Raw genomic sequence first — 26,803 nt, 5'->3', positions numbered from 1 at the left:
TGGAGACTTAGGCACCTTAGAATACAACACAGGCTCCGGTTGGGTGACAGTGCCAAACGATGGCGTAGTAACGGTGCTAGCAGGGCAAACCGAGTTTGATGTGCGCATTGCTTCTATTGATGACGCCGTTTATGAAGGCCCTGAAGATTTCAGCGTGACGGTGACTGGCATTGGGGCGGTGCAAGGCAGCGATACGGGAACGGCGACGATTGTGGATGACGGCAGTGGCCCGGGTTCCGATCCGGATGATGATCGTCCAAGCGTGACTATTTCAGATGCTGGCACCATCAATGAGGGTGAGACAGCGAACTTCAAAGTGACGCTGTCGAACGCCTCTGAGTCTACAGTACAAGTCGAACTAGGCCTGAACTTAGGTGACACCGAAGCCGGTGACTTAGGTACCTTAGAATACAACACGGGAAGCGGTTGGGTTGCAGTGCCAAACGATGGCGTGGTGACGGTGCCGGCGGGGCAAACCGAGTTTGATGTGCGTATTGCTTCCATTGATGACGCGGTGTACGAAGGCCCAGAAGATTTCAGCGTGACGGTGACTGGCATTGGCGCAGTGCAAGGCAGCGATACGGGTACGGCAACGATAGTGGATGATGGCAGTGGTCCGGGCCCTGATCCGGATGATGACCGTCCAAGCGTGACTATTTCAGACGCTGGCACCATTAATGAGGGTGAGACAGCGAATTTCAAAGTGACGTTGTCGAATGCCTCCGAGTCTACAGTTCAAGTCGAGCTAGGCCTGCACTTAGGTGACACCGAAGTTGGAGACTTAGGCACCTTAGAATACAACACAGGCTCCGGTTGGGTTGCAGTGCCAAATGATGGCGTGGTGACGGTGCCGGCGGGGCAAACTGAGTTTGATGTGCGCATCGCTTCCACTGATGACGCCGTTTATGAAGGCCCTGAAGATTTCAGTGTGACGGTGACTGGCATTGGCGCAGTGCAAGGCAGTGATACCGGTACGGCGACGATAGTGGATGACGGCACGGGGCCAGGCCCCGATCCGGATGATGACCGCCCGAATGTGACTATTTCAGACGCTGGTACGATTAATGAGGGTGAGACAGCGAACTTCAAAGTAACGTTGTCGAACGCCGCCGAGTCTACAGTTCAAGTCGAACTAGGCCTGAACTTGGGTGACACCGAAGCCGGTGACTTAGGTACCTTGGAATACAACACCGGAAGTGGTTGGGTGACAGTGCCAAACGATGGTGTGGTGACCGTGCCAGCAGGGCAAACTGAGTTTGATGTGCGTATCGCTTCCATTGATGACGCTGTTTATGAAGGCCCTGAAGATTTCAGCGTGACAGTAACCGGCATTGGTGCAGTGCAAGGCAGCGATACCGGTACGGCAACGATTATTGATAATGATGCTCCTCCTTCTATTTCAAATGTTGTGAATGCAGTTGTTTCGGAAGAAGGTTTAGCTAATGGTATCCCTGATAATACAGGATCACCTTCAGACACTACTAACTCCGCAAGTTTCTCAGGAACATTCACAGTTGCCGATCCAGACACGGCGAATGTTTCAGTGGTATTGGCAGGTCCTAACAACCTAACATCAGGAGGGGAGCCTATATCGTGGACGTGGGACAACAGTACTCAAACGCTGACTGCGAAAACTGCTCACCTGAGCGTTGTTGCTACTGTTGTGCTGAGCGAGCCTTCAGCTTCAGGTCAAGGCTCTTGGGACTATACTATTACTCTGTTTGAGCCACTTGATCATCCTGTTAATGATGTGGAAGACATCATCAACTTTGATTTACAGATTTCTGTAAGTGATGGACAAACAACAACATCTCAAAGCTTAAATGTGGCCGTTGAAGATGATTGCCCATACGTGCCTGTTGTTGTTCAACCCGTCGATGTGTCGCTTACTGGTGCACCTAACGTTCTGACAGGGCGCATAGATTTTGCAGGAAGTGAGGCAGATGCAACCAGTCGAACATTTGGGGACGTTGTTGTGACTGCAAACGGTTTTGTGTCTGACGAATCTGTGATGCTGGGAACAGCTGAAATCAATCAATCATCAGAAGGGATTGGCGTTAAAAGTTCTGGTAACAACGGCTTCCAATTAGAAAACGAAGTCGATTATCGATTCGCGGGTAATGAGGGTGTATCAGAGCAGTTAATCATAGACTTAGGCAATAAAGTTGCTTACGGAGCAGAAATAGAATTTGAGAAAATGTTTGGTGGTGAACTTGAGAAAGGAATCGCATCTTTTTATAGAGATGGTGTATTAATTGCTCAGCAATCGTTCAGCTCTGACGCAAGCAGTGGTGATTACGCGGCAAATTTCAATGTTCAACAGGGAGGCTTTGATAAAATCATCCTCGAGGCGACCAGTAATGGCAATGGCCCGGATACTGAAGACAACAGTGACTTTACCGTTAAATCAATAACCTTTACAGGTGCGTACTCTGGCGTGCCAATTGCTAGTGCGGATGGGAACCTCGGTGCTGTATATGGAGCTGATGGCCCTGGTTCTATAGTCTTAAATGGAGGTGAGGCTGGTTTAGAGACTCTAGATGGTAAAGACGTGTTGATATACGTCGATCCACAAAACTCTAATAGACTGATTGCAGAGGCTGATGGAGAGCTTGCATTCGAAGTTCAACTTACACCTAGCACTGGAAAATGGGAGTTCTTCCAATACTTGCCTTTGACCTCACCTTATGGCGATGGGGATATCGATTTTAACTACACGATTACTGATAATGATGGCGACAGTAAAACGGGGTACTTTTCTGTCAACCCTTACGCCCCACCAATCGTAGAAGGTGTAACACTAAACGTTTCTGAGGAAGGCTTAAGCAACGCCATTGCTGATGACTCTGCTCTAAACGGCTTTGATGACACAACTGACTCGAGTTCTGATGTAGAACAATTGACGCTGGGTCAAACCGTTGATTCTGTTACGCTCAGTGAACCATCTACAGCTCTTACTAGTAACGGGATCTCTGTAACGTGGACGTTATCAAATAACGACCAAATGCTTATCGGTTCAGCGAACGGTGAAGAGGTTATCAAAATATCAGTCAATGATACTGGAGTGGTATCTACGGAGCTTCTTGGTCCGATTGATCACTCCAACCCATCTGGAGAAGACACCTTAAATATTGAGGTGCCTGTGCTTGTCTCGAATGCTCGTGGCCTTACTAACTCCACAACGGTCAACGTTATTGTGGAAGATGACTCACCAGATTCTGCATCTATTATTCACGATGTAGTTGCAGAAACTAAAGAAAGTGCCAACGTTCAGCTCATAATGGATGTCTCGGGTTCTATGCGAACGGATAATCGCTTGCAGATAATGAAAGATTCGGCAACTCAGTTATTGAATCAATATGAGTCTATCGGTCAAACGCGAGTTCAAATTATTACTTATAGCAGTACAGCATCCACTTACGCTATAGGTGCTGCGACGTGGCTGACGGTCGAGGAGGCCAAAGCGTATATTGAGACGCTAACTGCGGGTGGCGCGACTAACTATAACAACGCGCTAAATGAAGCAAAACAGTCATGGGATGATGTAGGTAAGTTAACCAGTGCGTCGAATGTTAGTTACTTCTTGTCAGATGGTCAGCCAAACCCTGCGTCATCATTTATAAACGACGCTCGCGAGCAGAGTTGGATTGATCACCTAACCGATCCTGATAATCAGATAACAGCCCTAGCGTATGGTATGGGCGTTAATCTTATGCCGGAGCAATTAGATCGCGTAGCATATGATGGCTTTTTGAATCAAGACCTTGATGGTGTTGTGGTTCCTGACGTAACTCAATTACCTCCGGTTATGTTGCAGTCAGTGATTCAACCTGTTGGGGGGAACTTGATGTATACCACTTCTCCAGATACAGGTATTGGTGCAGATGGTGGTTATATTAGCGAAATAGAACATGACGGTGTCACTTATTCGTTTGATGGTACAGACCTAATAGTAACTGACAATAACGATGGTATTTCGCATGCATTTGACGACACAACGATGCAGCTTACTATCTATATCGACAGCAAACATACTCTGGAAATCGACCTAAACGATGGTGCGTATGCATTTTATGGTGCGGTGGGTGATACAGTTGAAACGTTAGACTTCGATTATGTATTGACGGATAACGATGGCGATCAAAGTGAGAATACCCTGCAATTCGTTATTGATGAAAACGGAGGAGTAAATGCTTCAAGTAATGGCTCTGCAAATATTATTGAAGCTGAAGTAGACGTAAGTCATGACATCTTGATCGGTAATGATAACGAGGCAGATGTCTTTAAATGGGTCAACGACTCCTTGGATACAGGAACAGATCTAATTAGAGGTTTTGAGAGAGATTTGGACACCTTAGATCTGAGTGAAGTCGTTGAAGATGCAGGGCACAATACGATAGAAGAACTTCTTAATAGTATTGACTTGAACATTGATGGCGATGACTTATCTCTAGAAATAACCCATAACGATGGAAACTCAATTCAAACTATCGTAATAGAAAACGGGGCGACAGAGTTTAGTGATTTAATCGTGGGAAATGCGGACTTTGAGAGAGATGTGTTATCCGCACTAACTAAGGTTAACTTAGAGCCATAATGAAAAGGGCCAGTAGGCCCTTTTCTTCTGCTTTGTCTTACTTATTCGTAGCCTAAAGCACTTTACATGCAAAACCTTTTAAGTAGAAACCTTCTGGATATGCTGTATCGGTTGGGTGGTCAGCGGCTTGTTCAAAACGCTCCACAAACTTTACTTGGCGGTTAGCGTCTACGGCTGCATCAGCGATGATTTTCTGGAACAGAACTTGATCCATCAAGCCAGAGCAAGAGTAGGTCAGTAGCGTGCCGCCCGGTTTTAGAATTTGCATTGCTAGCATGTTGATGTCTTTGTAACCACGACATGCGCCGTTTAGTTGTGCTTTGCTCTCTGCGAACTTCGGTGGGTCCATGATCACAACATCGAACTGAGTTCCTTGATCACGATACTCACGAAGCAGCTTAAACACGTCTGCATTTAGGAACACGGCACGCTTCTTCGAAATATCAAACTCGTTTAGTTCTGCGTTGAATTTTGCGGTATCTAAAGCAGGTTGTGACACGTCAGCGTTAATCACACGCTTTGCATCACCTTTTAGAGCGTAAAGTCCGAAGCCACCTGTGTAAGAGAAGCAGTTAAGAACTTCTTTGCCTTTCATATATTTCATCGCTTGCTGGCGACTATCACGTTGATCTAGGTAGAAACCTGTTTTGTGTCCGCCAACGATATCTACACTAATCTTTACGCCATTTTCTTCGATGACGACCGATTTAGGTGGCTCTTCGCCGTGCAAGACGCCCGTGATCTCTTTTAAACCTTCTTTTTTACGAACGGCCACGTCAGAGCGCTCGTACACATTACAATCAGGGAAGCACTCAACCAGAGCGTCAACAATAGCCTGCTTATTGTGTTCTGCGCCAGCACTGAGAAGTTGGCACACAAAGAAATTTTGGTAACGGTCGATCGTAACGCCTGGTAAGCCGTCAGACTCTGCTGCGATAAGGCGATAACCCGTAAGGCCATCACGTTCGATAATGTCTTCACGAAGAAGTTGTGCGTCTTTAAGTCGTTTAACGAAAAACGCGGTGTCGATTTCTTCTTTATCAAAACTCCAAATACGAGCACGAATTTGCGAAGCTGGCGAATATGCCGCCTTAGCTAGCCATTTACCGTCGTGAGTGAATACATCAACCGTTTCGCCAAGAGCAGGTTCGCCCTCAACTTTGTTGATGCCTCGAGAGAAGATCCAAGGGTGCTTGCGCTTGACCGATTTCTCACGACCTTTAACCAAATAGATAGCAGCTGTCATTTCATTAGCTCTTGTTGAATTTTGAAAGGGGCGTATTGTCCGGGATGTGAATGGTAAAAGCAATATCCCTCGGCAATCCAGTACATTGTAGTGACTTTTAAATACAAAAAGGTCACTAAAGTGACCCTTTTATTTGAATTTGCTGTAATAGATTCCGTTGCTATGCTTTAAGTCCAGTAAGTAGTGCTTCCATTGTGTCGCTTTGCTTACGCAGTTGATCAACGTTTTGTGAAGTCGTGCTTATCATATTGCACACGTTATCTGCTTGAACTCGAATTTCTTCAACGCTTGAGGCGATATTGTCCGCGACTACACCTTGCTCTTCAGCTGCTGTTGCAATTTGAATGCTACTGTCGGAGATAGTTTGATTTTTATCTGCCAAAGAGCCGATTTCGTGATTCACTTCCGTCATGAGGTTTTGTCCCTCATTTGCATTATTAACTGTCACTTCCATCAGCTTAGTAAGCGACTGGCTGTTACGCTGTAATGATTCAATCATCGTTTGGATTTCAACTGTCGCTTGCTGAGTGCGTCCCGCAAGAGCGCGAACCTCATCCGCAACGACCGCAAATCCACGACCTTGTTCTCCAGCACGTGCAGCTTCAATAGCCGCGTTCAGAGCAAGTAGGTTGGTTTGCTCGGAGATCCCATTGATTGTTGTCACTACTTCATCAATTTGTGCTGCATTGGCATCTAACTCGGCAACGGCTTGAGACGCAGATTGAATCTCATTAGAAAGGTTCGAAATCGAGTGAAGCGTATTCTCAACTTTCACTTGTCCAGACTGAGCCACGTTACGTGCATCATCGGTTTGCGTGCTTGAATCGTGAGCTAGTGTCGCGACTTCTCGAATCGTTGATGCCATCTGTTCAGTTGCACTCGCAAGAGAGTTGAGGTGTTCCTGCTGAGTCGCTGAAATATCTGAACTGTGATGAATCGATTGATTCAGATCTGAGCTAATTTGTTGCATTAAAGCCACAGACTCTTGAATCGACAGCACCATTTGTTGCTCTCGTTCTGCAACTTTGTCTATCGTAATAGCAATTTCACTAAACTCGTCGCGAACAGGGAAGAAGTTCATTCTCGCAGTTAGGTCGCCACCAGCAAGAGTGTTTAATGCTTTGTTCATCGTGAACATCGCGCCGCCAATAAACGTCATGATGTAGTAAACGCCAAGAGCGAGAATAAACAAGCTCACACAGATGATGCTCACTTGAGTCGTTGATAGGGCAGTCCATAAAGAAAGTTCATGGTTTGCAACCAAGCTGTACGCACCATTTAAAACTGACACGGATTGCGGCCCTGAGCCAATAGAAACGGTTTCTGAACCCGCTATGAGGCTTGCTACTTGAGATTGAGAAAGGTTGCCTGCCTCTATCAGACCTTTCATAAGCATGAGCTCTTCTTGGTACATACTTGAGATCAGTGTATTAGCCGCGCTATTAAGGACGAGAGTGAGAATGACTAAAGCAAGAAGAGGGAGAACGAAGAGCAAATAGAACTTTTCTTGAATCTTTAAGTGAATGAGATACTTATCAATCCAGTGGAATGGAATTTCTTTCATAATTATAATAACCGTGCAAAAACCCACTATCCTTAGTGGGGTGAATAGACGAAAAGAATATATCACTCAGTAAAAAGAAGCGGTACAAAGATGAACGTAAAGTGTGAGAGATTTATAGTAAAAGGTCATGTTCAAGGCGTGGGCTTTCGTTACCATACTTCCCATCAAGGATTGAAGCTAGGGTTAACAGGTTATGCGAAGAACCTAAACAATGGTGATGTTGAAGTGATGGCGTGTGGAACAGACGCGCAAATAGTTGCGTTTTCGGAATGGTTACAAGAAGGACCGCGAACGGCAACAGTAGAGCATGTGATGCAGGAACCTGCGTCGTATAAGCCGTTACGCGGTTTTAAAATTTTATGAATCTACAAGCATTTAGCTGGCTTTGGTAGGCCGGCTAATTTGGTTGCTTGTTTGGCTGGCCCCTTTTTAAACAGCTTGAATAGATACTTACTGTTACCTTTTTCTGGGCCGTGCGCTTTTTCCATCGCTTTCACAAGCATACGCACTGCAGGGGAGGTATTAAACTCTTCATAAAAGTCTCGCACAAAATGCACAACTTCCAAATGAGCATCCGTAAGCTCGATGTCTTCTTCTTTTGCTAAAAGCTCAATCATACCTTCTTCCCATTGAGTATGATCCAATAAGTAGCCTTGAGCATCCGTTTCAATTTCTTTGCCGTTGTAAACGAACATAACGTTTTATCCGTTAAGTAAACATGGATGTTTATAGATTAGCGACAGCCGAGAATGTTCTCAACAAAAGAATCTCGAAGTCGTATCGAGCGAATCAAAAGCGTACAAAGTAGTGGCCTATAACTGAATACTCTTAAATTATATTTTAAGCATAAGTTTGTTTTTTTATTCGTGTTGTTAGAAAATTTTCGGGGTTGATATCGGTGGTTTTGCATTGTTATGCAATTCGCTTGGTGTGATTGATTTGTCAGTTATATTTATTGTTTTAGATAAGTCGATCACAACGAATATAAACTAGTTTTAAATCAAAAGAATAAATTGAAAAAAATCGTTATGTTCACCCATGCTTAACAACAACACGGAGCAATTCAGGAGTGTATGGAGTGGTCGAATCTTTTCGTTTCCATTGGATGGGCGGTACTGCAAGCATGCTTTAGCATTTTCTCTTTTCTATGTCTGACGGGATTTGTAAAACATAATCCTATAAAACCGAAGTATGCTTGGTTGCAGTACATCTATGGGCCGTTACTTTTTTTGACTTGGGGAGTCATGTTAGTGACACCGATGATGTCGGCCTACATATTTTTTAGCGTAGCTGGTAAATCAGTAGTCTGGTTGCCCGCGCTCAAGATGTTCGGTTATTGGTGGGTTGCGTTTGGAGTATTTTGCTTCTTGTCATCAGTCGATGAGCGATTGCGAAGTCGCGGTTTGAATTAAGACAAGTTATACCTTGAAATCAGTTTACAAACTGAGAGAGGTGATTATAAAGCGCTCATACAAGCGATATAGCGATTGTTTGAGAATTAATAGCTTAAACGTTGTGTTTGTTTTCATAGACCGATATTCTCATTGGATTAATGAAAGCCTGTATTCAGGTTAGAAACAACAATGATGACAAGGAGTTAGTCATGTCGAAACAACGTTACATTGAGATTAATGACAATGTAAAATCCACTTGGTCCATCGAGCGTATTTGGCAACTTGCAGAATCCTTACCTGTAGAAGAAATTTCGATTGATGATATCAAAGGCCCAAATGAAGTGACTTGGTTTAGTCATGAAGGGCCACAGCCAACCTGCCGTGAAATTGCAAAACATTGCCAACGAATCAACAATGCTGATTTGTCGTATCCGGTAATCTTAACCAGTGACTATCGTGTTTTTGACGGTATGCACCGAATCGCCAAGCAAATCATGTTAGGAGAGGAAACGATCAAAGTGAGACGCTTTAGAGAAAATCCAGAAGCTGACGAAGTTATAGAGTTGTCAGTAGAGCAGGCGTAATACACTGAATTGCACACAAAGAAAAAGCCCGAAGGAATTACCTTCGGGCTTTTTTATTCTACTTAACGAGAAACGATTAATCGTCGTTCATGATGCCTAGAATGCTTAGCAGACTAGTGAACAAGTTAAGGATGTTTAGGTACATCGAAATTGTTGCACTGATGTAGTTTGTCTCTTCACCACGAACGATACGACTTGTATCGAATAGGATGAAACCAGAGAACACGAGTGCAGAAACACTGCTGATTACTAGGTGAGCCATTGTTGAACCAACGAAGATGTTAATCAGCGCTGCAACGATCACAATGATCAAACCTGCCATCAGGAAGTTGCGCATGAAAGAGAAATCTTTCTTGCTTGAAATGGTGTAAGCCGATAGGCCAAGGAACACCATACCAGTCAAACCTAGAGCTTGAGCAATGATAGTAGGACCGTTTGGAATTGATGCGTAGTAGTTAAGCATTGGACCTAAAGCACCACCCATTAGAGTCGTGAAAACGAATGTCCAAACGATACCAGATGATGAGTTGATTGCCTTTGGCATAACAAAGAACAAAATACCAATCGCTGCAACCTGCATCACAATTGCCATGATTGGTGAAATTTGCATTGCCATAGTCGCGACTGCTGCGATAGCACTGGTCATCAGTGTCATCGACAGTAGGAAGTAAGTGTTTTTCAGTACTTTGTTAGTTTCTAGTGTATTAGGAACACTTGTTGAACGAGTAAACATTGGACTGTTCATAATTATCCTCAATAAGGGAGTTTACTATTGGTACATTTATGGGGCTGAAAGTTCAAAAAATCAAGCCCTTTTCATGCATATCCTAGATAAAATGATAATGGAAATAAGATGTTATGTATTTGGCAACTTGTAACACAATATTACTGCCTAGCATAGCTATGTTGATTCTCACACAGATTTTTGAATTTAGTAACAAAAGCACTGGCTTCATAGAAACCAGTGCTTTTTTATGTCGATTCGGCTAAATCTTAGTGGTGTAAGATTTGCGCTAGGAAGTTTTGGGTCCTATCCGATTGAGGATTCTCAAAGAAATCGACCGGGTTGTTTTCTTCGATGATCTCTCCTGCGTCCATGAATATCACGCGATCGGCAACCTCTTTAGCAAAGCCCATTTCATGTGTCACACAAAGCATAGTCATGCCTTCCTCGGCGAGTTCGACCATTACATCCAGTACTTCGCGAACCATTTCCGGGTCGAGTGCAGATGTTGGCTCATCAAAAAGCATGACTTTAGGGTTCATACACAAAGAGCGAGCAATCGCCACGCGTTGTTGCTGACCACCAGACAACTGACCGGGATACTTCTCCGCTTGGTCTGGAATTTTTACACGTTCCAGATATTTCATCGCAACTGCTTCTGCCTCATCTTTTGGCATCTTCTTCACCCAGATAGGCGCGAGCGTACAGTTTTCCAGTACGGTTAAATGAGGGAAGAGATTAAAGTGTTGAAAGCACATGCCCACTTCTCGGCGTACTGCTTCAATGTTCTTTAAGTCTTCAGTTAATTCCGTACCAGAGACGTAAATGCTGCCTGTTTGGTGCTCTTCAAGACGGTTAATACAGCGAATCATCGTTGATTTTCCCGACCCTGATGGACCACAGATAACGATTTTCTCGCCGCGCTTAACGTCGAGGTTAATATTTTTTAGTACGTGAAACTCACCATACCATTTATTCATGTCCTTCAATTGGATCATGTAGTCTTGTTGTTGCGTCATAATACGTCCTTGATCTTGATGAGTTATCGTTTGTGACCGGTATGAAGTTTGTTTTCAAGCCATATCGAATAGCGCGACATGCCAAAACAAAATACCCAAAACACTAACGCGACAAATACATAACTTTCTGTAGCAAAACCTAACCATTCAGGGTCGGTATTTGCTGCTTGTCCTATACCGAGTACGTCAAACATGCCAATGATGAGTACCAAACTGGTGTCTTTAAACAAACCGATGAAGGTGTTCACGATAGAAGGAATAGTAATCTTTAGCGCCTGTGGCAAGATAATCAGCCCAGTCTTTTTCCAGTAACTTAACCCAAGCGCATCAGCGGCTTCATATTGACCTTTCGGAATGGCTTGTAGACCACCGCGTACCACTTCTGCCATGTAAGCGGAGGCAAACATAACCACACCTATAAGGGCGCGAATCAGTTTATCTGTCTCTGAGCCTTCAGACATAAACAATGGAAGCATAACCGAAGCCATGAACAAAACCGTAATCAGAGGAACGCCACGCCAAACTTCAATGTAGACGGTACAAATGCTGCGAATGATCGGCATCTCTGAACGTCTACCAAGCGCAAGCACCACACCAATTGGCAATGAAACTACGATACCAACTAGCGCAATAATGAGCGTAACGAGTAGTCCACCCCACTTGTGTGTATCTACCACTTCTAGTCCAAAGACACCACCGTATAAAAGTCCAGCGATGATGAATGGGTAGATGTTTACGAAGAAAAGCCAAATCCACATCCGTTTCGGTGTCTTCTCATACGCGAGTAAAACAGTAAATATGGCTAATGTGATATAGAACAGGCGAGGGCGCCATAGTTCGGACTCTGGATAAAAACCATACATGAACTGCTCCCAGCGCACGCTGATAAATACCCAGCAAGCACCATCTCGGCTACAGTCGTCACGCGTTGAGCCAATCCAGTCTGCGTTAATAAACGCCCAATCCACGATATACCATATTGCAGTTACGACAATATACGCAAGAATGACAGTAACAATGGAATTGATAGGGCCATTAAATAGATTTTTCCGCATCCAACCAACGAAGCCTACAGTATTGGCGGGTGGCGGGAGATCCGGTTGAAATTGATGAGTACTCATATTATCTCTCCACCAGCGCGACTTTACGGTTATACAAGTTCATTAATGCAGACGTAATCAGACTTAATGTCAAGTACACGCCCATCGTCATCGCAATGATCTCAATCGCTTGTCCCGTTTGGTTCAGGGTAGTACCAGCAAACACAGAGACAAGATCTGGGTAACCAATCGCCATCGCTAACGATGAGTTTTTGGTGAGGTTGAGATATTGACTGGTTAAAGGTGGAATAATAATTCGTAACGCTTGAGGAATGACAACAAGCTTTAAAGTTTTCGAGCGTGGTAAGCCTAGCGACATCGCTGCTTCGGTTTGACCATGACTAACCGCATTAATACCAGAGCGAACAATCTCAGCAATGAAAGAAGCTGTATAAACACTCAATGCCAAAAGTAGCGCAGCCAATTCAGGAATAATGCTAATACCACCTCGGAAGTTAAACCCTTTTAGTTCAGGATAATTCAGTGAAATTGGCATACCAGCAAGGAAGTACACAACCAATGGAAGGCCAACAACTAAACCCAAAACTATTCTTCCCATTGGGGTTTGTTGCCCAGTGAGACGTTGCTTATTATTCGCCCATACATTAATTAATAAGCTTGCGATTACCCCGAAGATTAACGCGGCAATAACGTAGCTACTGCCGGGTTCCATAGTCGGTGCAGGGAAATATAAGCCACGAACGTTCAGGAAAATAGCTTCACCAAGACTTAAGCTTTGGCGTGGTGAGGGTAATGCTTGAAGAACAGCGAAATACCAGAAGAATATTTGCAGAAGAAGGGGGATATTTCGGAAAGTTTCGATATAAACTGCCGCTAAACGACTAACTAACCAGTTAGAAGAAAGGCGGGCAACCCCCATGGTAAAGCCAATCACAGTAGCCAAAATAATACCTAATACGGAGACTAACGCCGTATTAAGAAGGCCGATGATAAATGTTCTACCGTAAGAGTACGTTTCATCGTATTCAATTAGTGTTAACCCAATACCAAACCCGGCTTCTTGATTCAGAAAACCGAAGCCCGTTGCAATACCACGAGCATCTAAGTTATTGAGAGCGTTGTTTACAATCGTGTAAAAGAAAAATACCAGTGCAGCAATGGCAATGATCTGGAAAATAGCAGAACGAAAGGCAGGATTATAAATCAGGCTCTTGCTTCCGCTTGGTTTGGACATCGTACTTGGCGATGCATCTTGTGTCGGTTTCATACAGCGATAACCTCAAACCTTAGTTATAGATATCGGCCTGTATAACGAAGTTTCGTCCTTGCTGGCTAAAGAATAACGCTCTCATGTCTAGCGGCTTACGAACCTTTAAAGCCGTTCCACAAAGCGAGCGCTTTTCGCCATCCAATGAGCGATCCTTACTCATACAGTGAGATATAATCAAGAAAAAGGGCGGCATGAACCGCCCTGATTAACTCTTTCTATCGGATTGGTGGCGCGTACATAAAGCCGCCTGCATTCCATAGCGCATTAACGCCACGAGAGATTTCTAACGGCGAACCAGTACCGACTGTACGTTCGAAGCTTTCACCATAGTTACCAACTTGTTTGATAACTTGGTAGCCCCAATCGTCGCGGATACCCAACCCTTTGCCTTTAGGGCCATCAACACCAAGGATACGCTTGATGTTTGGATCTGTTGACTTCAGCATTTCATCCGCATTCTTCGAACTAATACCGTATTCTTCAGCGTTAATCATCGCAGACAATGTCCACTTAGCGATGTTAAACCATTGATCATCGCCTTGACGAACGACTGGACCTAGTGGCTCTTTAGAGATGATTTCTGGAAGAACGGCCGCAGAGGACGGATCTTTCAAATTCAAACGTAGTGCATAAAGGCCAGATTGGTCAGTTGTTAATACGTCACAGCGTCCCGCATCAAAACCTTTCGAAGTTTGCGCCGCTGTGTCGAATACCACAGGTTTGTACGCCATGCCTTGGTTGCGGAAATAATCTGCAAGGTTTAGCTCGGTTGTTGTACCTGATTGAACACATACCGACGCACCATCAAGCTCTTTAGCACTTGATATACCAAGTTCCTTCTTCACCATAAAGCCTTGACCGTCGTAGTAGTTCACACCTACGAAGTTTAGGCCCAGTGCAGTGTCACGGTGGAGAGTCCAGGTCGTGTTACGGGAAAGCACATCAATCTCACCAGATTGAAGCGCAGTGAAACGTTCTTTTGCGGTTAGGGGTACATATTTAACTTTCGTTTTATCCCCAAGAACGGCTGCAGCCAGTGCTTGGCAATATTCTACGTCGATACCTTCCCATTCGCCTTTTGAGTTAGGGTTAGAGAAACCAGGTAGACCGGTACTTACGCCACAAGTAAGAAAGCCTTGTTTTGTGACTTTGTCCAGAGTAGTGTCTGCTGCTTGAGCTGATGTTGCCATCATCGCAGTAGAAGCCGCTACGACGGAAGCAAGAACTGTGAGTTTATTTGCCATTTGTATCCTTCCTGTATGATCCATGTTTAATCAGGAGTGACCTGAAATAACGTGTCCAATTCGTTAGAGTTATCGTCCTACGTGATTGATTTTCGAAGAAACGGCATTCGATAGATCAACCAGTTATAAGCGTAGGAAAGGATCTGTTAATTCTCAAATATATAATTTAAATGAAGTTTTGAGAGAACTTACAAAGTGCCTTGAGATTTAGAATGACGAAATGTTAATTGTTTGTAAATAGTGCAATTCATGGACAATTTGGTGCATCAGAACAATCAATAGAAGAGTGAACAATACAAAAGAATAAAAAGTTGTTATTAAAACTGTCATTAGCTGAGCAAGGTGAAGTTCAGTAAAAATTCAAACAAAAATTATTTGTGATACCGAAACAGGGTGATGAGCTTGCCCCATTTTTGGTAGCATGGTCTACAACAGCTAATTAGAGTAATCATGGATTGAAATGCGATATTTTCCTCTGTTCTTAGATTTAATTAATAAACCCGTTCTCGTCGTGGGTGGCGGTGAGGTGGCAAGCCGAAAGGTGGAAGCGTTGCTAAAGGCTGGGGCGGATGTGACTATCGTTTCTCCGACGTTGGTTGATTTTCTGTCTAAGCTTGCTTCTGAGCATCAACTGCGCTGGGTACAACGTTTCTATTCGAGTGACATTGTCACTAAAAACTTTGTTCAAGTGTGGGCGACGACAGACAATCCTGAGCTAAATCACCAAGTGTACAAAGATGCTAAAGAGCTAGGCATCTTGGTTAACGTTGTGGATGATAAGCCTTATTGTGATTTCATCACGCCGTCTATGATTAATCGTGGCCGCATCCAAATCGCAATCTCTAGTGGTGGAGCTTCGCCAGTTTTAATTCGAAACATCCGTGAAAAACTTGAATCGATACTGCCACAAAACATGGGGTTGATGGCGGATTTTGCTAACTCAAAGCGAAACTCAATTAAAGAGGCGCTGCCTAGTGTCGATTTACGCCGCAAGTTTTGGGAGCAATTCTTCTCGAATCCCGAGGTGGAAAACGCGCGAGATAATCGTGAGTTAGAAGCAATTTACCAAGCGACCATGGCAACACCTTTAGATGAAAAGGGAAGTTGTACTTGGGTTCATGTTGGGAAAGATGTTGAGATGTTGCCAATAAAAGCCGTACGCTATATGCAACAAGCGGAGCTGGCTCTGTACTCAACTCGATGTGAAGCGAATGTGTTAGAACTAATACGAAGAGATGCAGAAAGAGAAGCTTTCTCGAGCGCTGCTGAGCTTTCGGATATGCTGGCTAAGGCTAAAGCTGAAAAGCTTCGAATTTGCGTGTTCATACCACAAGGAACGAGCGAATTCGTATTGCTGCAAGGGCAGGACTTAGTTATCTAGCAATGCCAAATGCTAAAGTGGATACGTAGTTCGTTACACTAAAGGCAATAAAAAACGCCAGCGGATTATGCGCTGGCGTTTTTATTTACTTCTCAGATTGATTAATCACGGAAGTTGTTAAACTGGAATGGGATACCCATCTCTGCTTCACGAATCGCTGCCATTGTCGCTTGCAGGTCGTCGCGTTTCTTACCAGTAACACGTACTTTGTCGCCTTGAATAGAGGCTTGTACTTTTAACTTTGCGTCTTTGATAAGTTTCACTACTTTTTTCGCCGTTGGAGTATCAATACCTTGGCGGAAAAGCAGAGTTTGGTGCCAGTTTTTACCAGTAACGTCTGGGTCTTGTGCATCCATTGCGTTCGCGTCAATGTTACGCTTCGCTAAGTGGCCGCGTAAAATGTCGCGCATTTGCTTAAGTTGGAAGTCACCTTCCGCAGACATTTTTACGTTTTCTTCTACTAGCTCAAAGCTCGCATTTACGTTGCGGAAATCGAAACGAGTAGACAATTCACGGTTAGCGTTATCAACGGCGTTACGTAGTTCAACCGTATCGATTTCAGAAACAATATCAAACGATGGCATGAAGATTCCTTGATTATTTTGTTATAGGGACTTTCGGGACTTAACAGCGCTTGCCAGCATATCTAGCATTGTAGCAGTGTCTTCCCAACCTAGGCATGGATCTGTAATAGACTGACCATACGTTAGGTTATTGATGTCAGTCATTGGCTGATTGCCTTCAAGAATAAAGCTTTCAGCCATGATACCCGCAATACGAGTGCTGCCTGACTTAATTTGGTTACAAATGTCCTGAGCTACGTCGATTTGTTTTCTGTGTTGCTTCTGACAGTTTGAATGGCTGAAATCCACAACCAAACGTTGTGGCAATCCAAACTCAGCTAAAGCATCACATGCTTGTTTGACTGATGCTTCATCAAAGTTAGGGCCTTTTTCTCCACCGCGCAGAATAATATGACCGTAAGGGTTGCCACTTGTGCGGTAAACCGTCATTCGACCGTTCTTATCTGGCGAGTAGAAGTAATGCGATGCTTTCGATGCGCGAATTGCATCAATTGCAATTTTTACGTTGCCATTTGTGCCATTTTTGAAACCAACTGGGCAAGATAGTGCCGACGCCATTTCACGGTGAATTTGTGATTCCGTTGTGCGAGCACCAATCGCGCCCCAAGTGATCAAATCCGCGATGTATTGGCCAGTGATCATATCAAGAAACTCAGTAGCAGTCGCAAGACCAAGCTTGTTGATATCCAGTAGTAGTTTACGAGCTTTATGAAGACCAGCTTCAAGTGCGTAAGAACCATCTAGGTTAGGGTCCGTAATCAAACCTTTCCAACCAACTACTGTACGAGGCTTTTCAAAGTAAGTACGCATCACGATAAACAGTTCGTCTTTGTACTTGTCTTGGATTTCACTCAGGCGAGTGGCGTAATCAATGGCAGCTTCAGTGTCGTGAACAGAACACGGACCTACAATCGCAAGAAGGCGATCGTCTTCACCCGATAAAATGTTTTCAATCTGACGACGAGATTGAGCGATACGGTCTGCAACGTCATCCGTAATAGGATGTACACTACCTAGCTCTGCTGGGGTAGGCATTGGACCCAAAGGCTGGGTTCTCAATTCATCTGTTTTTATAGGCATGTTATAGCTTTATTCTCTATTGCGAAGGGGTAAAGATAACGGAATTACAGGCAGGAATAAACCGTTTCACGGGAATCTTCGCCAGGAAATACCGAATTGTATACAAAGGTGTAGGTATTCATTTAAATGACTTATGTATAAATGACAAAACTTGATCATTAAATCAATATATATACATTTGAATTTATAACCATTTTATCTATCTCGCTGTAAGGTAATCTAAGTAACTGCGATAAACTTCATACCTCACGGGTGACGCCGTCACTTCATGAGGGTTAAATAACTCGTGAGATCGAGCTTTTGTTAACATTTCTTTGACATCTATTTCTTTCGTTGATTAACTGGTCTGACTAGATTGGTAAGGAGACCAAAATGTTATCAGCTCTACGTCGTGCGAATTTGTATCTAAATCTGTTTGGCTTTTCGAAAGTGCCGCTGATTTGGCTTTGCCACCCTAAAATCATTGCGATAGATAGCAAGCATGTTGAGGTTCGTATCCCATTGCGCAGAAGAACGAAGAACCACCTGAATAGCATGTATTTCGGCGCTTTAGCCGTTGGCGCTGATGTTGCTGGTGGTTTTCTTGCAATGAGTAAAGCGCAAGAAAAGGGAGAAGCGATCTCGCTAGCATTTAAAGGTGTGAAAGCCGAGTTTTTAAAGCGCCCGGAAGCCGATGTGCACTTTGTTTGTAACGATGGTCATGTCATTGATGAGATGCTCGAGCACACCTTGGCAACGGGTGAACGAGTAAATCGTGACGTAAAAATTGTCGCGCTGTGTCCTAACTTACATGGTGACGAGCCAATGGCTGAATTTTCGCTTACTCTTTCGATAAAAAAAGCAGCCCAACAAAGAAAAGAGGCTGCCTAGTGGTTTGTGGCTCGTTTGTTTAAAGGCGTTGGCTTAATTGAGTTCAATCTTCTCGATAGAGACGATTTTGGAGCGATTTAAGACCACTTTCCAGCGGTAATAAACAGGCTCATCGGTGTGGTTGTCCTCTTTGACAATCACATTGAGCAAATGACGTTTCTCTACTGACTCTTTGGTTACTTGACCTTCATTTAAACGGTAAACTCGGTTTGAGCTTTTATCCATCAAGCGGATGATAGGGCGCAAACTGATGTTCAATGTTTCTCTCGTTTGTTCGTAACCACTCAAGAAAAGAGAGGTCGCCATTTCGGTTTTCTCATGATAATGAAGAATCTGCTCTTCACGTTGAACGACGCGTTTTTTACGTATTCTTTGAATCTTATCCGGCAAGCTACTTAAGGTACGATAATCGAGCCACTCCAATTTTTTGCCAACCACTTTTTTCGTCGTTGGATCAACGTACTTCTTACGCCATTTTGGTTTGCCTTTACGGATCCATCGCCACATGGCATCGCGTAAATCATCTTTAAAGATTTCTCGTAAAGCGTAAATAAAAGACATCGCGATAATGAATGAGGCAGAAATTTCCCCCAGATAATCGCGAGCGAGAATCACGGTCGAGGTCACGACAACCATCACTAAACCGGTTGCAATACCTTTGATAGCGCGCTTAATGTTGTTACCCATCGATATGGTTTCTTCACGAAGCACGATAGGGTGTTCAATCAATCGCCTTAGCAAGCGCATTTTGTTAGATAGGCGAGTAACGTCTTCAACGACTCTTGATGAGTTGTATTTGTTGAGTTTACGATGGGCTTGCTCTTTCTCACATAGCGTGATCAGACGCTTTTTGATCGTGCCATAGTCGCCTTCACGTGGTAGATGGGCCACCAGTGACAGGAACTTTTGCTCGGTATACCAAGACAGATAGTTATCGATGTTAACGTAGTAGCGTTTTAAGTTCTCTTCATAAGGAATAGAACGCCGCAAGCGCTTTAAGATCTCAAGCGTGAGCTCGATAACTTCGTCCACTTCATCTTCCGTTACGGAGTTGTTCTCATGCTTGTTTAAACTTGCTACCGCTTTGTCTAGCGCGATAACGTATTGGTAAGCGAACAAACTCAAACTTACTCGGTATTGCTGATTCGACAGGCGTCCACGTTTGGCAAGTCGACTGTGTACTAGCGGAAGAAGGATTTCAGTACTGTAATAAGATCGTTGCTGTGTGATTGAGGTGTAATAAAATTCGGATTCACTGATGATATCGGCGTTTAAACCAAGCTCACCAGGTATAAAAAAGTAAATATCTAGGTCGACACTTTTGCTCTTTGCGAGTGCATGACTGATTTTTAATGTTATTGAGTCTTGTTTATCGACGGTGACCAAAGAAAGCTCCTGACTTTGCTAAAGCATTCTTAACTTATGCGTTCCGTTGAGCAGGTAAGTATAAGAGTGCTAAAAGAGTGACTGGGGCATATAGCTGAACGACAACAGCATAACAGAGCACTATGCTTTTCTCTCTGATTTTCTTGTTAGTTTAGGTATAATTCCACGTAAATTTAAAAAGAGACAAAATCAATGATTAAAATTGGTCAAATTAACAGCTTAGAAGTCATTAAAAAGGCTGATTTTGGCGTATTTCTGGATGGCGATGATTACGGTTCTGTTCTACTACCTAGTAAGTATGTACCAGAGGGTACTGAAATTGGTGAGTATGTAGACGTATTTCTGTACTTCGATTCAGAAAGCCAACTTGCTGCGACCATTGAAAGACCAATTGCCCAAGTGGGTGAGTGGGGTTTAATGAAGATTGAGGGTGTGAATGCGACAGGTGCTTTTGTAAATTGGGGCATCAAAGAAAAGGACTTACTGATTCCTTTTAGTGAGCAACGCACTCGCTTCTCTGCCGGACAAACCATTTTAGTGTATGTTTATACCGACAAAGCGTCAGGTCGCATTGTTGGTACGACTAAGTTCAATAAATGGTTAGATAAAACTCCAGCGAATTATGAAGTTAACGAGCAAGTTGATTTGATCATCGCAGAGCGTAGTCAACTTGGTTATAAAGCTATCGTTAACGGTAAGCATTGGGGCATGATTTTCCCATCGGATGTTTTTGGTAAGCTTTACATCGGTAAAAAGCTGAAAGGCTTTATTAAGCACATTCGTGAAGATGGCAAAATCGACCTTGCTCTACAAAAAGTCGGTGTGGCGAAAATGGACGATCTTTCTAGTAAGATCCTTGACCTGCTAGAGAAGAAAGGCGGATTTTTGCCTTTGAATGACAAGTCGTCTCCTGAAGCGATTTTTGATGCTTTCCGCACAAGTAAAGGGACTTATAAAAAGACCATCGGTGGCTTATACAAGCAGGGTAAAATTGTCATTGAGAAAGACGGTATTCGTCTAGCGTAGTCCTAACTCACGTATAGCGGATCTGCAGCCAAAAAAACGGCCCAAACTTTTCCTTTTTTTGGGCCTAGGGGAAACGGCTCCGCAGAGCCTGCGCTAAACTTGTCCAACAATAATTTTGTTGGTGAACATAGAGAGAAATGCCACATCAAAGCATTACTTTGATACAACTAGTTTAGTACAGCGTATCCGGATCGCTAGCGAGCCCAGTTGCTTTCATACTTACGAATTAAAAAGCCATCGCAAATACGATGGCTTTTCATTTATTTATGATTCGCTACTTCTTTAAAATAAGTTCTTATCTCGTACTAATTCGCGAGGGAGACCATTCTTTATTCGGTTGCTTACCCACTTGCCAAGGCCAATAACTGCGCCTTGATAGGTGACAAGCACTTCGCCTTTACCTGTTTTCATTCCCTCAGGAATGGTTTGTGGGCGAACATCACGCCCCATGTACCATTCGCGCGCTTCTTCAATACTGAGTTCAATGGCGTTGCTTTCAGAACCTGTCGCCAGGGCAGTCGCGACTTGGTGTTGCCAACGGTAGCCATTTTTATGGGCTTCCGCGATCTTTATACCCATACGGGAGAAGCGTAATTCGCCGATCATCGCTTCTAAAGCATTAGGGAATAACCAGACATCTTTATCGCGAAGCCATACAGAACTGTCATTTGGAAGTTTAATACCTAACGCGCTTTGGAGTTGTTGAGCAATTTCTGTCGATTCTTTTTTTGAAGTTTTAGCAAAGGGGAATTTCCCCATGCGCTTTTTGACTTCTGGCGCCTCAACAGCAGCCAGTTTGCGAATTCTTGCAACAAAGAACCCTTCACAGTCGTAGACCTGTGGGAAAATATGCAAAAAGCCTTCTTCAGTTAGGGCTGCCTCTGCGTTTTCAAACAAGTTCTCAAGGCTTTCAAACTCTACAGCATCTCCAAAGGTTTCTTTCAAGTGATGACAAACTTGTTGGTTTTCTTCTGTACTGAGCGTACATGTTGAGTAAACCATCACACCACCGGGCTTTAATGCATGGAAGGCGCTTTCAATAAGATCTTTCTGTGTGTCAGCGATGTCGAGTACGGAAGCTTGCGTCCAGTTTTTCATCGCATCTTCGTCTTTGCGAACGGTGCCTTCTCCAGAGCAAGGCGCGTCGAGCAAAACCGCATCAAATTGTTCTGGTAGCCAACCGCCAAAAACGCGTCCATCGAAGTTACTTAGTGCGGCGTTACGTACCCCACAACGTTCCACATTAGCGTACAGTACTTTTACACGACTTGCGGCGTATTCATTGGCCACAAGTACACCTTCGTTGTTCATTAAAGCTGCAATTTGAGTGGTTTTTGAGCCTGGAGCGGCTGCGGTGTCTAACACGGTATCGTAAGATTCATCATTCATAAACAGAGCCGATACCGGCATCATAGAACTGGCTTCTTGAATGTAGAATAAGCCAGACATGTGTTCTGCTGTGTTGCCTAATGGTACAACTGACTCATCCGCTTCAATCCAAAAACCTGTGTCACACCAAGGCACGGGAGAAAGCTTCCAGCCTTTTGTTTCTGCTCGTTCTAAAAACGCTTCAACGCTGATCTTCAACGTATTAACTCGAATACTCTTGCGCAGTGGCTTTTGGCACGATGCGATAAAGTCTTCCATGTTGAGGTGAGCTGGAAGGATAGTTTGGATTTTTTCCAGAAACGCGTCTGGGATGTAAACATTAGGATGCAATGTGGGATCTCGTTTGCAGAATTTGTGGCAAATAATATACGAAAGCGAAGCAGAAACGAATAGTGACAAGGGCCGAGCAATAAAAAAGAGCAGCGATTGCTGCTCTTTTAAAGTGATCAAACTTCAATTGTACGTGAATTGAGCTTTATTCTACGGCTTAGGAATCGCTGTACGCCATTGAGTCCAACCTTCTTCAGCTTGTGAATACAAAAAGAAAGATTGCCCACTCTTTGCCGCTGGTGGAATAGTCGATTGCTCTGGCGTTGAAAACGCAATTCCTCCGCGAACTAAACTATCAAAGGTTCCCGCTTTGATGTTAGCGCCGGTAAGCCCGATGGAAACATCTACTCCTGAAACATTCCAGAACACACTGTTTTGACGAACGAGGTAAGCGTATTCAGGCTGTATTTTGATAGTTGTGACGATGCGATCAGCAAATTCTCCTAGGCTTACGTCGGTCACTTGGCCAACTTCCATCTGGCGGTAAAGAATAGGTGTACCGACTTGTACTGAGCCTCTTTGTTCACTTTGTAACGTAAACATGATTCCATGCACGCGTTCTGAACTATTTTCTAACTGAAAATCAAATTTGGCTTTACCTTTACCTGGTTCAACACTGATGGATTTCGACACCAACGCTCCGAGGTTTTTAACGCCACCTAAACCAATTTCTGGTTCAGTTAGCCAAAAATGTGAACCTTCAACCGCAATGTTTTCTACGTATTCAGGTAGGATCCTTGCAGTGACTTCAACCATGTTACGACGAAAATTCGGTACAACCAGAGTGATTTCACCAACTTTAACACCTTGATATTCAATCGGCATTCCTTTAGCAATCTCTTGCGAACCGTCGGTTTCTAAAGCAATGACGCGCCCAAACTTGCGAGCGGTTTTTTGATCAGAATACAGCTTCCAGTTTTCTCCGATTTTGTTTTCAACGCCTGGCACGGAGTCAAAAGCGATGCCACCTTCGATTAACGACTTCAAAGGGTGTGCTTTCACACTGACGCCAGCTAATGATGCATCTATCTCAATCCCTGAACGATTCCAAAAAACGGTTTTTGGCGTTACAAGATAAGCGAAGCGGTTTTCGATAGTAGCCTTAATTAGTACTCCGCCATCAACTAGTTGGAAATCGGAGACGTTACCAACTGGAAGATTACGATAGAGTAGAGGGCTGCCTTTGGAAATCGGCGGCAATTCAGAAGCAAATAGTGTTAGAGCCCTAGAGCCACTTTGATTGTACTGCGCCAATTCAGCCAATGATTCATTTTGGAACAGTTGATACTCTTTTTGAATATCCTGCTTGCCTTCGCTCACAAAACTAATTGACCCGGTTAACAACTGCTTTGCTGGAGGAACGGTAACGCTGAGCCCGGATTCAGTTAACTCTGCTGACGCACTGCCGGTTACATAAAAACGATTGTTTGATTTGATCAGATGTTTGTATTCATGGTCAATCAATACATCCATAAATACTTCGTGTTGTGATTTTTTATCTTCCTTAACTAGGCCCACTTTGATGATTGAACCAACAACGATGCCTTTATAAAGTACATTGGCACCGCTATCTAGGCCAAACGAATTGTCGGACACCAACCGAATCGCGATGGACTTTTCTTGCTGTTGGTTAAACACGTTTTTACGAATGGCAGTAAAGCGGCGAGAGCGTTCACCCGCGCCCGGCACGATCGTTAAGAAGTTTCCTCGCACTAAATTAGCAATGTTTTCAACACCAGAAAGGGACACTTTTGCTTCTTCTAAAACAAATCGAGTACCTGTCGTCAGCATGTCACTAAAAGCGGGTTGAATTGCCGCTGACGCCAATATCACTTCTCGACCCTCGGAAAGGCTCAAGTCCGTCACTTGGCCAATTTCGATTCCGCGATACATAATTGGAGCGCCTTCTCCGCTGATCTTGCTGTCATCAGGTAGGACGATTTTAACCGCGATGCCTCGACCAGCAGTTTTCAAATCTTTATACAAACGGAACTCGGTGTTCTCTTCTACAGGCTCACCATCATCCGGAGAGTCGACGGCGATGGCGCCACCTAGTAAGGCACTCATGCTTTCTAGTCTTACATCGACACCTTCAAAACCGATGCTGGCACCAATTCCACTGACGTTCCAGAATCGACTGCGGTTGTTAATAATATGTCGGTATTGATCCTGAATGTTGGCTTGAATAGTGATAGATTTTGCATCTTCATCTAGCTGGTAACTGTACACTTCACCGATTGGGATTTTCTTATAAACAATTTGAGAGCCAACCGATACACCACCTAAATCACGGCTTTTGAGCTTAATATTCAAACCTTGAGAAACGCGTAAATCTGTTGGGGCAGAGTCTAACGCATGGAATGTTGTCTCAAACTCTTGACCATCTCCGGGTTGAATCGAGATGTAGTTACCTGAGACGAGCGCATCCAGTCCGGAAACTCCCGTTAGGCTAGCTGTTGGTTTTACTAACCAAAAGCGTGTTTTATCGTTCAGTAACTTTGCAGCTTCAGGATAGATATCAGCATCGACATAAATACTGCCGAGATCTTCGGTGAGGTTAATGTCTCTTACCATGCCGACTTCTAATCCTTGGTAACGGATAGTGGTTCGGCCGGCGACAAGACCTGCGGCATCAGAAAAATAGATTTGCACTCGTTGTCCTGCATCGTGTATCGACTTCACAACAAGCCAGCCAGCTAAGACCATGGTCAAAATTGGCAACAGCCAAAGAGGAGATATGCCTTTACTCCGCTTTACATCTGGTACGTATGACGTTTGAGAACTGTTCTGATCACTCATTCATTGACTCTTTTTCTGATTGTTTTGGGCTTGTTTGGTCCCAGATTAGCCTTGGATCAATACTTTCTGCTGCAAGCATGGTCAATACAACGACAACACCAAATGCTACCGCGCCATATCCTGGTGTGAAATCCAGTATCTGACCACGATCGACTAACGTCATCATGATAGAAATAACAAACAAATCCATCACAGACCATTTACCGATCCATTTAACAACAAAGTAAACCATCATTCGTTGTCTCTTAAACACCGAACGTTTGAATTGGATGCAAAGCATGATGTAGGCGAGCCCAAGTATTTTAATCACCGGGACAACGATACTGGCAACAAAAATGATCGCAGCGATTCCATACATGCCGCTTTTTACCAAACCAGCCACGCCTGAAAAAATAGTGTCCTCCAAACGCTTACCATTGGTAAGCAAGATGGAAATAGGGATCAGGTTAGCGGGGAAGATGGCGACCGTTGCTGCGATGAGGTAAGCCCATGTTTTCTGAATGGAGTTTGGCTTGCGATGATATAACTCGTGATGACAACGCTGGCAATGGTCACCTTCAGGCTGGGACAAGTGGCATTCATGGCAATGCACATCTTTATGCTCAAAAGCATATAAACTTTCTGGTTTCCAAGCTTCCCAATAACGACGCACGCTGATTCTTGAAACTAACAAAACGGTAAATATCTGCAAAAGAACCAGACCAATTAACCCTGGGCCGACGAAAATGTCGGAATAATCTTGGAGTTTAAAACAGGAAATGGCGATGCTAACTAAGAACACATCCAACATAACCCAATGCTTCAAATGTTGAATTAGCCACAGTGAGATACGAAGCCCACGGAACCATCGTTGATGTAAAGAAATATGCGCCGTTACCACTGAAACACAAACCGTCAGTGGCGCTAGAGAGCTACAAAATAGAATGAGCAATGAAAGAAGAACAAATCCTTCTTCCATCAATGTGATCATCCCTGAAGGCAGGGTTGCCGGAATCATCACACCAAAGAGTCGGATGCTAATAAAGTTAAAAAAGTGCGATGGAATAAATAGTAGGATACAGGTTATCGCGACGGCTAGATTACCAGAGAGGCTAGGGCTACCTCCGCGATATAATTGTGTACCACAACGAGGGCAGTGTGCATTTTTGCCATGGGGTAAGTCGACGATGTCGACAGGCAATTCACAACCTTGGCACAAACGTACGTTATTGGGTTGCATGGCGTGCTTAGACAGAGAGGTCATAACGACCTCTCT

The 26,803-nt window shown here is 43.9% G+C and carries 20 protein-coding genes; 6 read left to right on the top strand and 14 right to left on the bottom strand.

The window, feature by feature from the left end; all coding sequences use genetic code 11:
• Positions 1–4,597, top strand: a 4,597-nt coding sequence (locus tag R7F67_RS21370; protein WP_318057334.1) for a Calx-beta domain-containing protein, incomplete at its 5' end; no start/stop codon positions are given.
• Positions 4,598–4,649: 52 nt separating this feature from the next.
• Here the strand turns inward: R7F67_RS21370 and R7F67_RS21365 are convergent.
• A complete protein-coding gene (locus R7F67_RS21365) occupies positions 4,650–5,843 on the bottom strand; it encodes a class I SAM-dependent methyltransferase (protein WP_054574168.1) in 1,194 nt (397 codons plus the stop codon).
• Between the two features lie 160 nt (positions 5,844–6,003).
• Positions 6,004–7,407 (bottom strand): methyl-accepting chemotaxis protein, encoded by a 1,404-nt coding sequence (locus tag R7F67_RS21360; protein WP_318057333.1) that lies wholly within the window; start codon positions 7,405–7,407, stop codon positions 6,004–6,006.
• 90 nt (positions 7,408–7,497) lie between these two features.
• On the opposite strand from R7F67_RS21360, the gene yccX reads away from it, so the two are divergent.
• A complete protein-coding gene (gene yccX / locus R7F67_RS21355; protein WP_017634611.1) occupies positions 7,498–7,770 on the top strand; it encodes an acylphosphatase in 273 nt (90 codons plus the stop codon).
• 2 nt (positions 7,771–7,772) lie between these two features.
• Here the strand turns inward: yccX and R7F67_RS21350 are convergent, their stop codons facing one another.
• The gene (locus R7F67_RS21350) at positions 7,773–8,102 is read right to left on the bottom strand and encodes a TusE/DsrC/DsvC family sulfur relay protein (protein WP_005377396.1); all 330 of its coding nucleotides are present in this window, start codon (positions 8,100–8,102) and stop codon (positions 7,773–7,775) included.
• A gap of 908 nt (positions 8,103–9,010) precedes the next feature.
• On the opposite strand from R7F67_RS21350, the gene R7F67_RS21345 reads away from it, so the two are divergent.
• Positions 9,011–9,385, top strand: a complete 375-nt coding sequence (locus R7F67_RS21345; protein ID WP_005377398.1) for a chromosome partitioning protein ParB — start codon at positions 9,011–9,013, stop codon at positions 9,383–9,385.
• 76 nt (positions 9,386–9,461) lie between these two features.
• Here the strand turns inward: R7F67_RS21345 and R7F67_RS21340 are convergent, their stop codons facing one another.
• The 5 genes from R7F67_RS21340 to R7F67_RS21320 all read right to left on the bottom strand — a co-directional run bounded on the left by R7F67_RS21340 (position 9,462) and on the right by R7F67_RS21320 (position 14,703).
• Positions 9,462–10,130 (bottom strand): Bax inhibitor-1/YccA family protein, encoded by a 669-nt coding sequence (locus R7F67_RS21340; RefSeq protein ID WP_017634610.1) that lies wholly within the window; start codon positions 10,128–10,130, stop codon positions 9,462–9,464.
• A gap of 248 nt (positions 10,131–10,378) precedes the next feature.
• Positions 10,379–11,128 (bottom strand): amino acid ABC transporter ATP-binding protein, encoded by a 750-nt coding sequence (locus R7F67_RS21335; RefSeq protein WP_017634609.1) that lies wholly within the window; start codon positions 11,126–11,128, stop codon positions 10,379–10,381.
• Between the two features lie 23 nt (positions 11,129–11,151).
• Entirely contained in the window at positions 11,152–12,249 is a 1,098-nt protein-coding gene (locus tag R7F67_RS21330) for an amino acid ABC transporter permease (RefSeq protein ID WP_005389988.1), read from the bottom strand.
• 1 nt (position 12,250) lies between these two features.
• Positions 12,251–13,456 carry an amino acid ABC transporter permease gene (locus R7F67_RS21325; RefSeq protein WP_005377402.1) on the bottom strand — a complete coding sequence of 402 codons (1,206 nt, stop codon included), beginning with the start codon at positions 13,454–13,456 and terminating at the stop codon, positions 12,251–12,253.
• 218 nt (positions 13,457–13,674) lie between these two features.
• The gene (locus R7F67_RS21320) at positions 13,675–14,703 is read right to left on the bottom strand and encodes an amino acid ABC transporter substrate-binding protein (protein WP_005377403.1); all 1,029 of its coding nucleotides are present in this window, start codon (positions 14,701–14,703) and stop codon (positions 13,675–13,677) included.
• A 460-nt stretch (positions 14,704–15,163) separates the two neighbouring features.
• On the opposite strand from R7F67_RS21320, the gene R7F67_RS21315 reads away from it, so the two are divergent.
• Entirely contained in the window at positions 15,164–16,084 is a 921-nt protein-coding gene (locus R7F67_RS21315) for a bifunctional precorrin-2 dehydrogenase/sirohydrochlorin ferrochelatase (RefSeq protein WP_005377406.1), read from the top strand.
• Between the two features lie 101 nt (positions 16,085–16,185).
• Here R7F67_RS21315 and R7F67_RS21310 read toward each other — a convergent pair whose 3' ends face one another.
• Together R7F67_RS21310 and R7F67_RS21305 are read right to left on the bottom strand one after the other, a co-directional pair.
• Positions 16,186–16,668: a YajQ family cyclic di-GMP-binding protein gene (locus R7F67_RS21310; RefSeq protein ID WP_005377415.1), complete on the bottom strand. Its 483-nt coding sequence runs from the start codon at positions 16,666–16,668 to the stop codon at positions 16,186–16,188.
• Between the two features lie 21 nt (positions 16,669–16,689).
• Complete coding sequence (locus tag R7F67_RS21305; RefSeq protein WP_047102331.1) at positions 16,690–17,748, bottom strand: 3-deoxy-7-phosphoheptulonate synthase; 1,059 nt, start codon at positions 17,746–17,748, stop codon at positions 16,690–16,692.
• Positions 17,749–18,120: 372 nt separating this feature from the next.
• Between R7F67_RS21305 and R7F67_RS21300 the strand changes: the two genes are divergently transcribed.
• The gene (locus tag R7F67_RS21300) at positions 18,121–18,618 is read left to right on the top strand and encodes a DUF4442 domain-containing protein (protein WP_005377418.1); all 498 of its coding nucleotides are present in this window, start codon (positions 18,121–18,123) and stop codon (positions 18,616–18,618) included.
• A 33-nt stretch (positions 18,619–18,651) separates the two neighbouring features.
• Here the strand turns inward: R7F67_RS21300 and R7F67_RS21295 are convergent, their stop codons facing one another.
• On the bottom strand, positions 18,652–20,004 hold the full coding sequence (locus R7F67_RS21295) for a hypothetical protein (RefSeq protein ID WP_005377421.1): 1,353 nt from the start codon (positions 20,002–20,004) through the stop codon (positions 18,652–18,654).
• Positions 20,005–20,196: 192 nt separating this feature from the next.
• On the opposite strand from R7F67_RS21295, the gene R7F67_RS21290 reads away from it, so the two are divergent.
• Complete coding sequence (locus tag R7F67_RS21290; RefSeq protein ID WP_054576876.1) at positions 20,197–21,030, top strand: S1 RNA-binding domain-containing protein; 834 nt, start codon at positions 20,197–20,199, stop codon at positions 21,028–21,030.
• A 282-nt stretch (positions 21,031–21,312) separates the two neighbouring features.
• Here the strand turns inward: R7F67_RS21290 and rsmF are convergent, their stop codons facing one another.
• The 3 genes from rsmF to R7F67_RS21275 form a co-directional block, all read right to left on the bottom strand.
• Positions 21,313–22,749: a 16S rRNA (cytosine(1407)-C(5))-methyltransferase RsmF gene (gene rsmF / locus R7F67_RS21285; RefSeq protein WP_054576877.1), complete on the bottom strand. Its 1,437-nt coding sequence runs from the start codon at positions 22,747–22,749 to the stop codon at positions 21,313–21,315.
• Positions 22,750–22,899: 150 nt separating this feature from the next.
• A complete protein-coding gene (locus tag R7F67_RS21280) occupies positions 22,900–25,548 on the bottom strand; it encodes an MlaD family protein (RefSeq protein ID WP_054576878.1) in 2,649 nt (882 codons plus the stop codon).
• Positions 25,541–26,791 (bottom strand): paraquat-inducible protein A, encoded by a 1,251-nt coding sequence (locus R7F67_RS21275; RefSeq protein WP_005377429.1) that lies wholly within the window; start codon positions 26,789–26,791, stop codon positions 25,541–25,543. The genes R7F67_RS21280 and R7F67_RS21275 overlap by 8 nt, the downstream gene beginning before the upstream one ends.
• Between the last annotated feature and the right edge of the window lie 12 nt (positions 26,792–26,803).

Source organism: Vibrio sp. YT-17 (assembly GCF_033337375.1).
GTDB classification, from domain to species: domain Bacteria; phylum Pseudomonadota; class Gammaproteobacteria; order Enterobacterales; family Vibrionaceae; genus Vibrio; species Vibrio alginolyticus.
Note: the sequence above shows the minus strand (reverse complement) of the source record. Positions and strands in the feature narration are given on the sequence as shown.

Coding starts and splice junctions, on each gene's coding strand:
- R7F67_RS21365 (WP_054574168.1), bottom strand. CDS start 5,843: ATGACAGCTGCTATCTATTTGGTTAAAGGTCGTGAGAAATCGGTCAAG.
- R7F67_RS21360 (WP_318057333.1), bottom strand. CDS start 7,407: ATGAAAGAAATTCCATTCCACTGGATTGATAAGTATCTCATTCACTTA.
- yccX (WP_017634611.1), top strand. CDS start 7,498: ATGAACGTAAAGTGTGAGAGATTTATAGTAAAAGGTCATGTTCAAGGC.
- R7F67_RS21350 (WP_005377396.1), bottom strand. CDS start 8,102: ATGTTCGTTTACAACGGCAAAGAAATTGAAACGGATGCTCAAGGCTAC.
- R7F67_RS21345 (WP_005377398.1), top strand. CDS start 9,011: ATGTCGAAACAACGTTACATTGAGATTAATGACAATGTAAAATCCACT.
- R7F67_RS21340 (WP_017634610.1), bottom strand. CDS start 10,130: ATGAACAGTCCAATGTTTACTCGTTCAACAAGTGTTCCTAATACACTA.
- R7F67_RS21335 (WP_017634609.1), bottom strand. CDS start 11,128: ATGACGCAACAACAAGACTACATGATCCAATTGAAGGACATGAATAAA.
- R7F67_RS21330 (WP_005389988.1), bottom strand. CDS start 12,249: ATGAGTACTCATCAATTTCAACCGGATCTCCCGCCACCCGCCAATACT.
- R7F67_RS21325 (WP_005377402.1), bottom strand. CDS start 13,456: ATGAAACCGACACAAGATGCATCGCCAAGTACGATGTCCAAACCAAGC.
- R7F67_RS21320 (WP_005377403.1), bottom strand. CDS start 14,703: ATGGCAAATAAACTCACAGTTCTTGCTTCCGTCGTAGCGGCTTCTACT.
- R7F67_RS21315 (WP_005377406.1), top strand. CDS start 15,164: ATGCGATATTTTCCTCTGTTCTTAGATTTAATTAATAAACCCGTTCTC.
- R7F67_RS21310 (WP_005377415.1), bottom strand. CDS start 16,668: ATGCCATCGTTTGATATTGTTTCTGAAATCGATACGGTTGAACTACGT.
- R7F67_RS21305 (WP_047102331.1), bottom strand. CDS start 17,748: ATGCCTATAAAAACAGATGAATTGAGAACCCAGCCTTTGGGTCCAATG.
- R7F67_RS21300 (WP_005377418.1), top strand. CDS start 18,121: ATGTTATCAGCTCTACGTCGTGCGAATTTGTATCTAAATCTGTTTGGC.
- R7F67_RS21290 (WP_054576876.1), top strand. CDS start 20,197: ATGATTAAAATTGGTCAAATTAACAGCTTAGAAGTCATTAAAAAGGCT.
- R7F67_RS21280 (WP_054576878.1), bottom strand. CDS start 25,548: ATGAGTGATCAGAACAGTTCTCAAACGTCATACGTACCAGATGTAAAG.
- R7F67_RS21275 (WP_005377429.1), bottom strand. CDS start 26,791: ATGACCTCTCTGTCTAAGCACGCCATGCAACCCAATAACGTACGTTTG.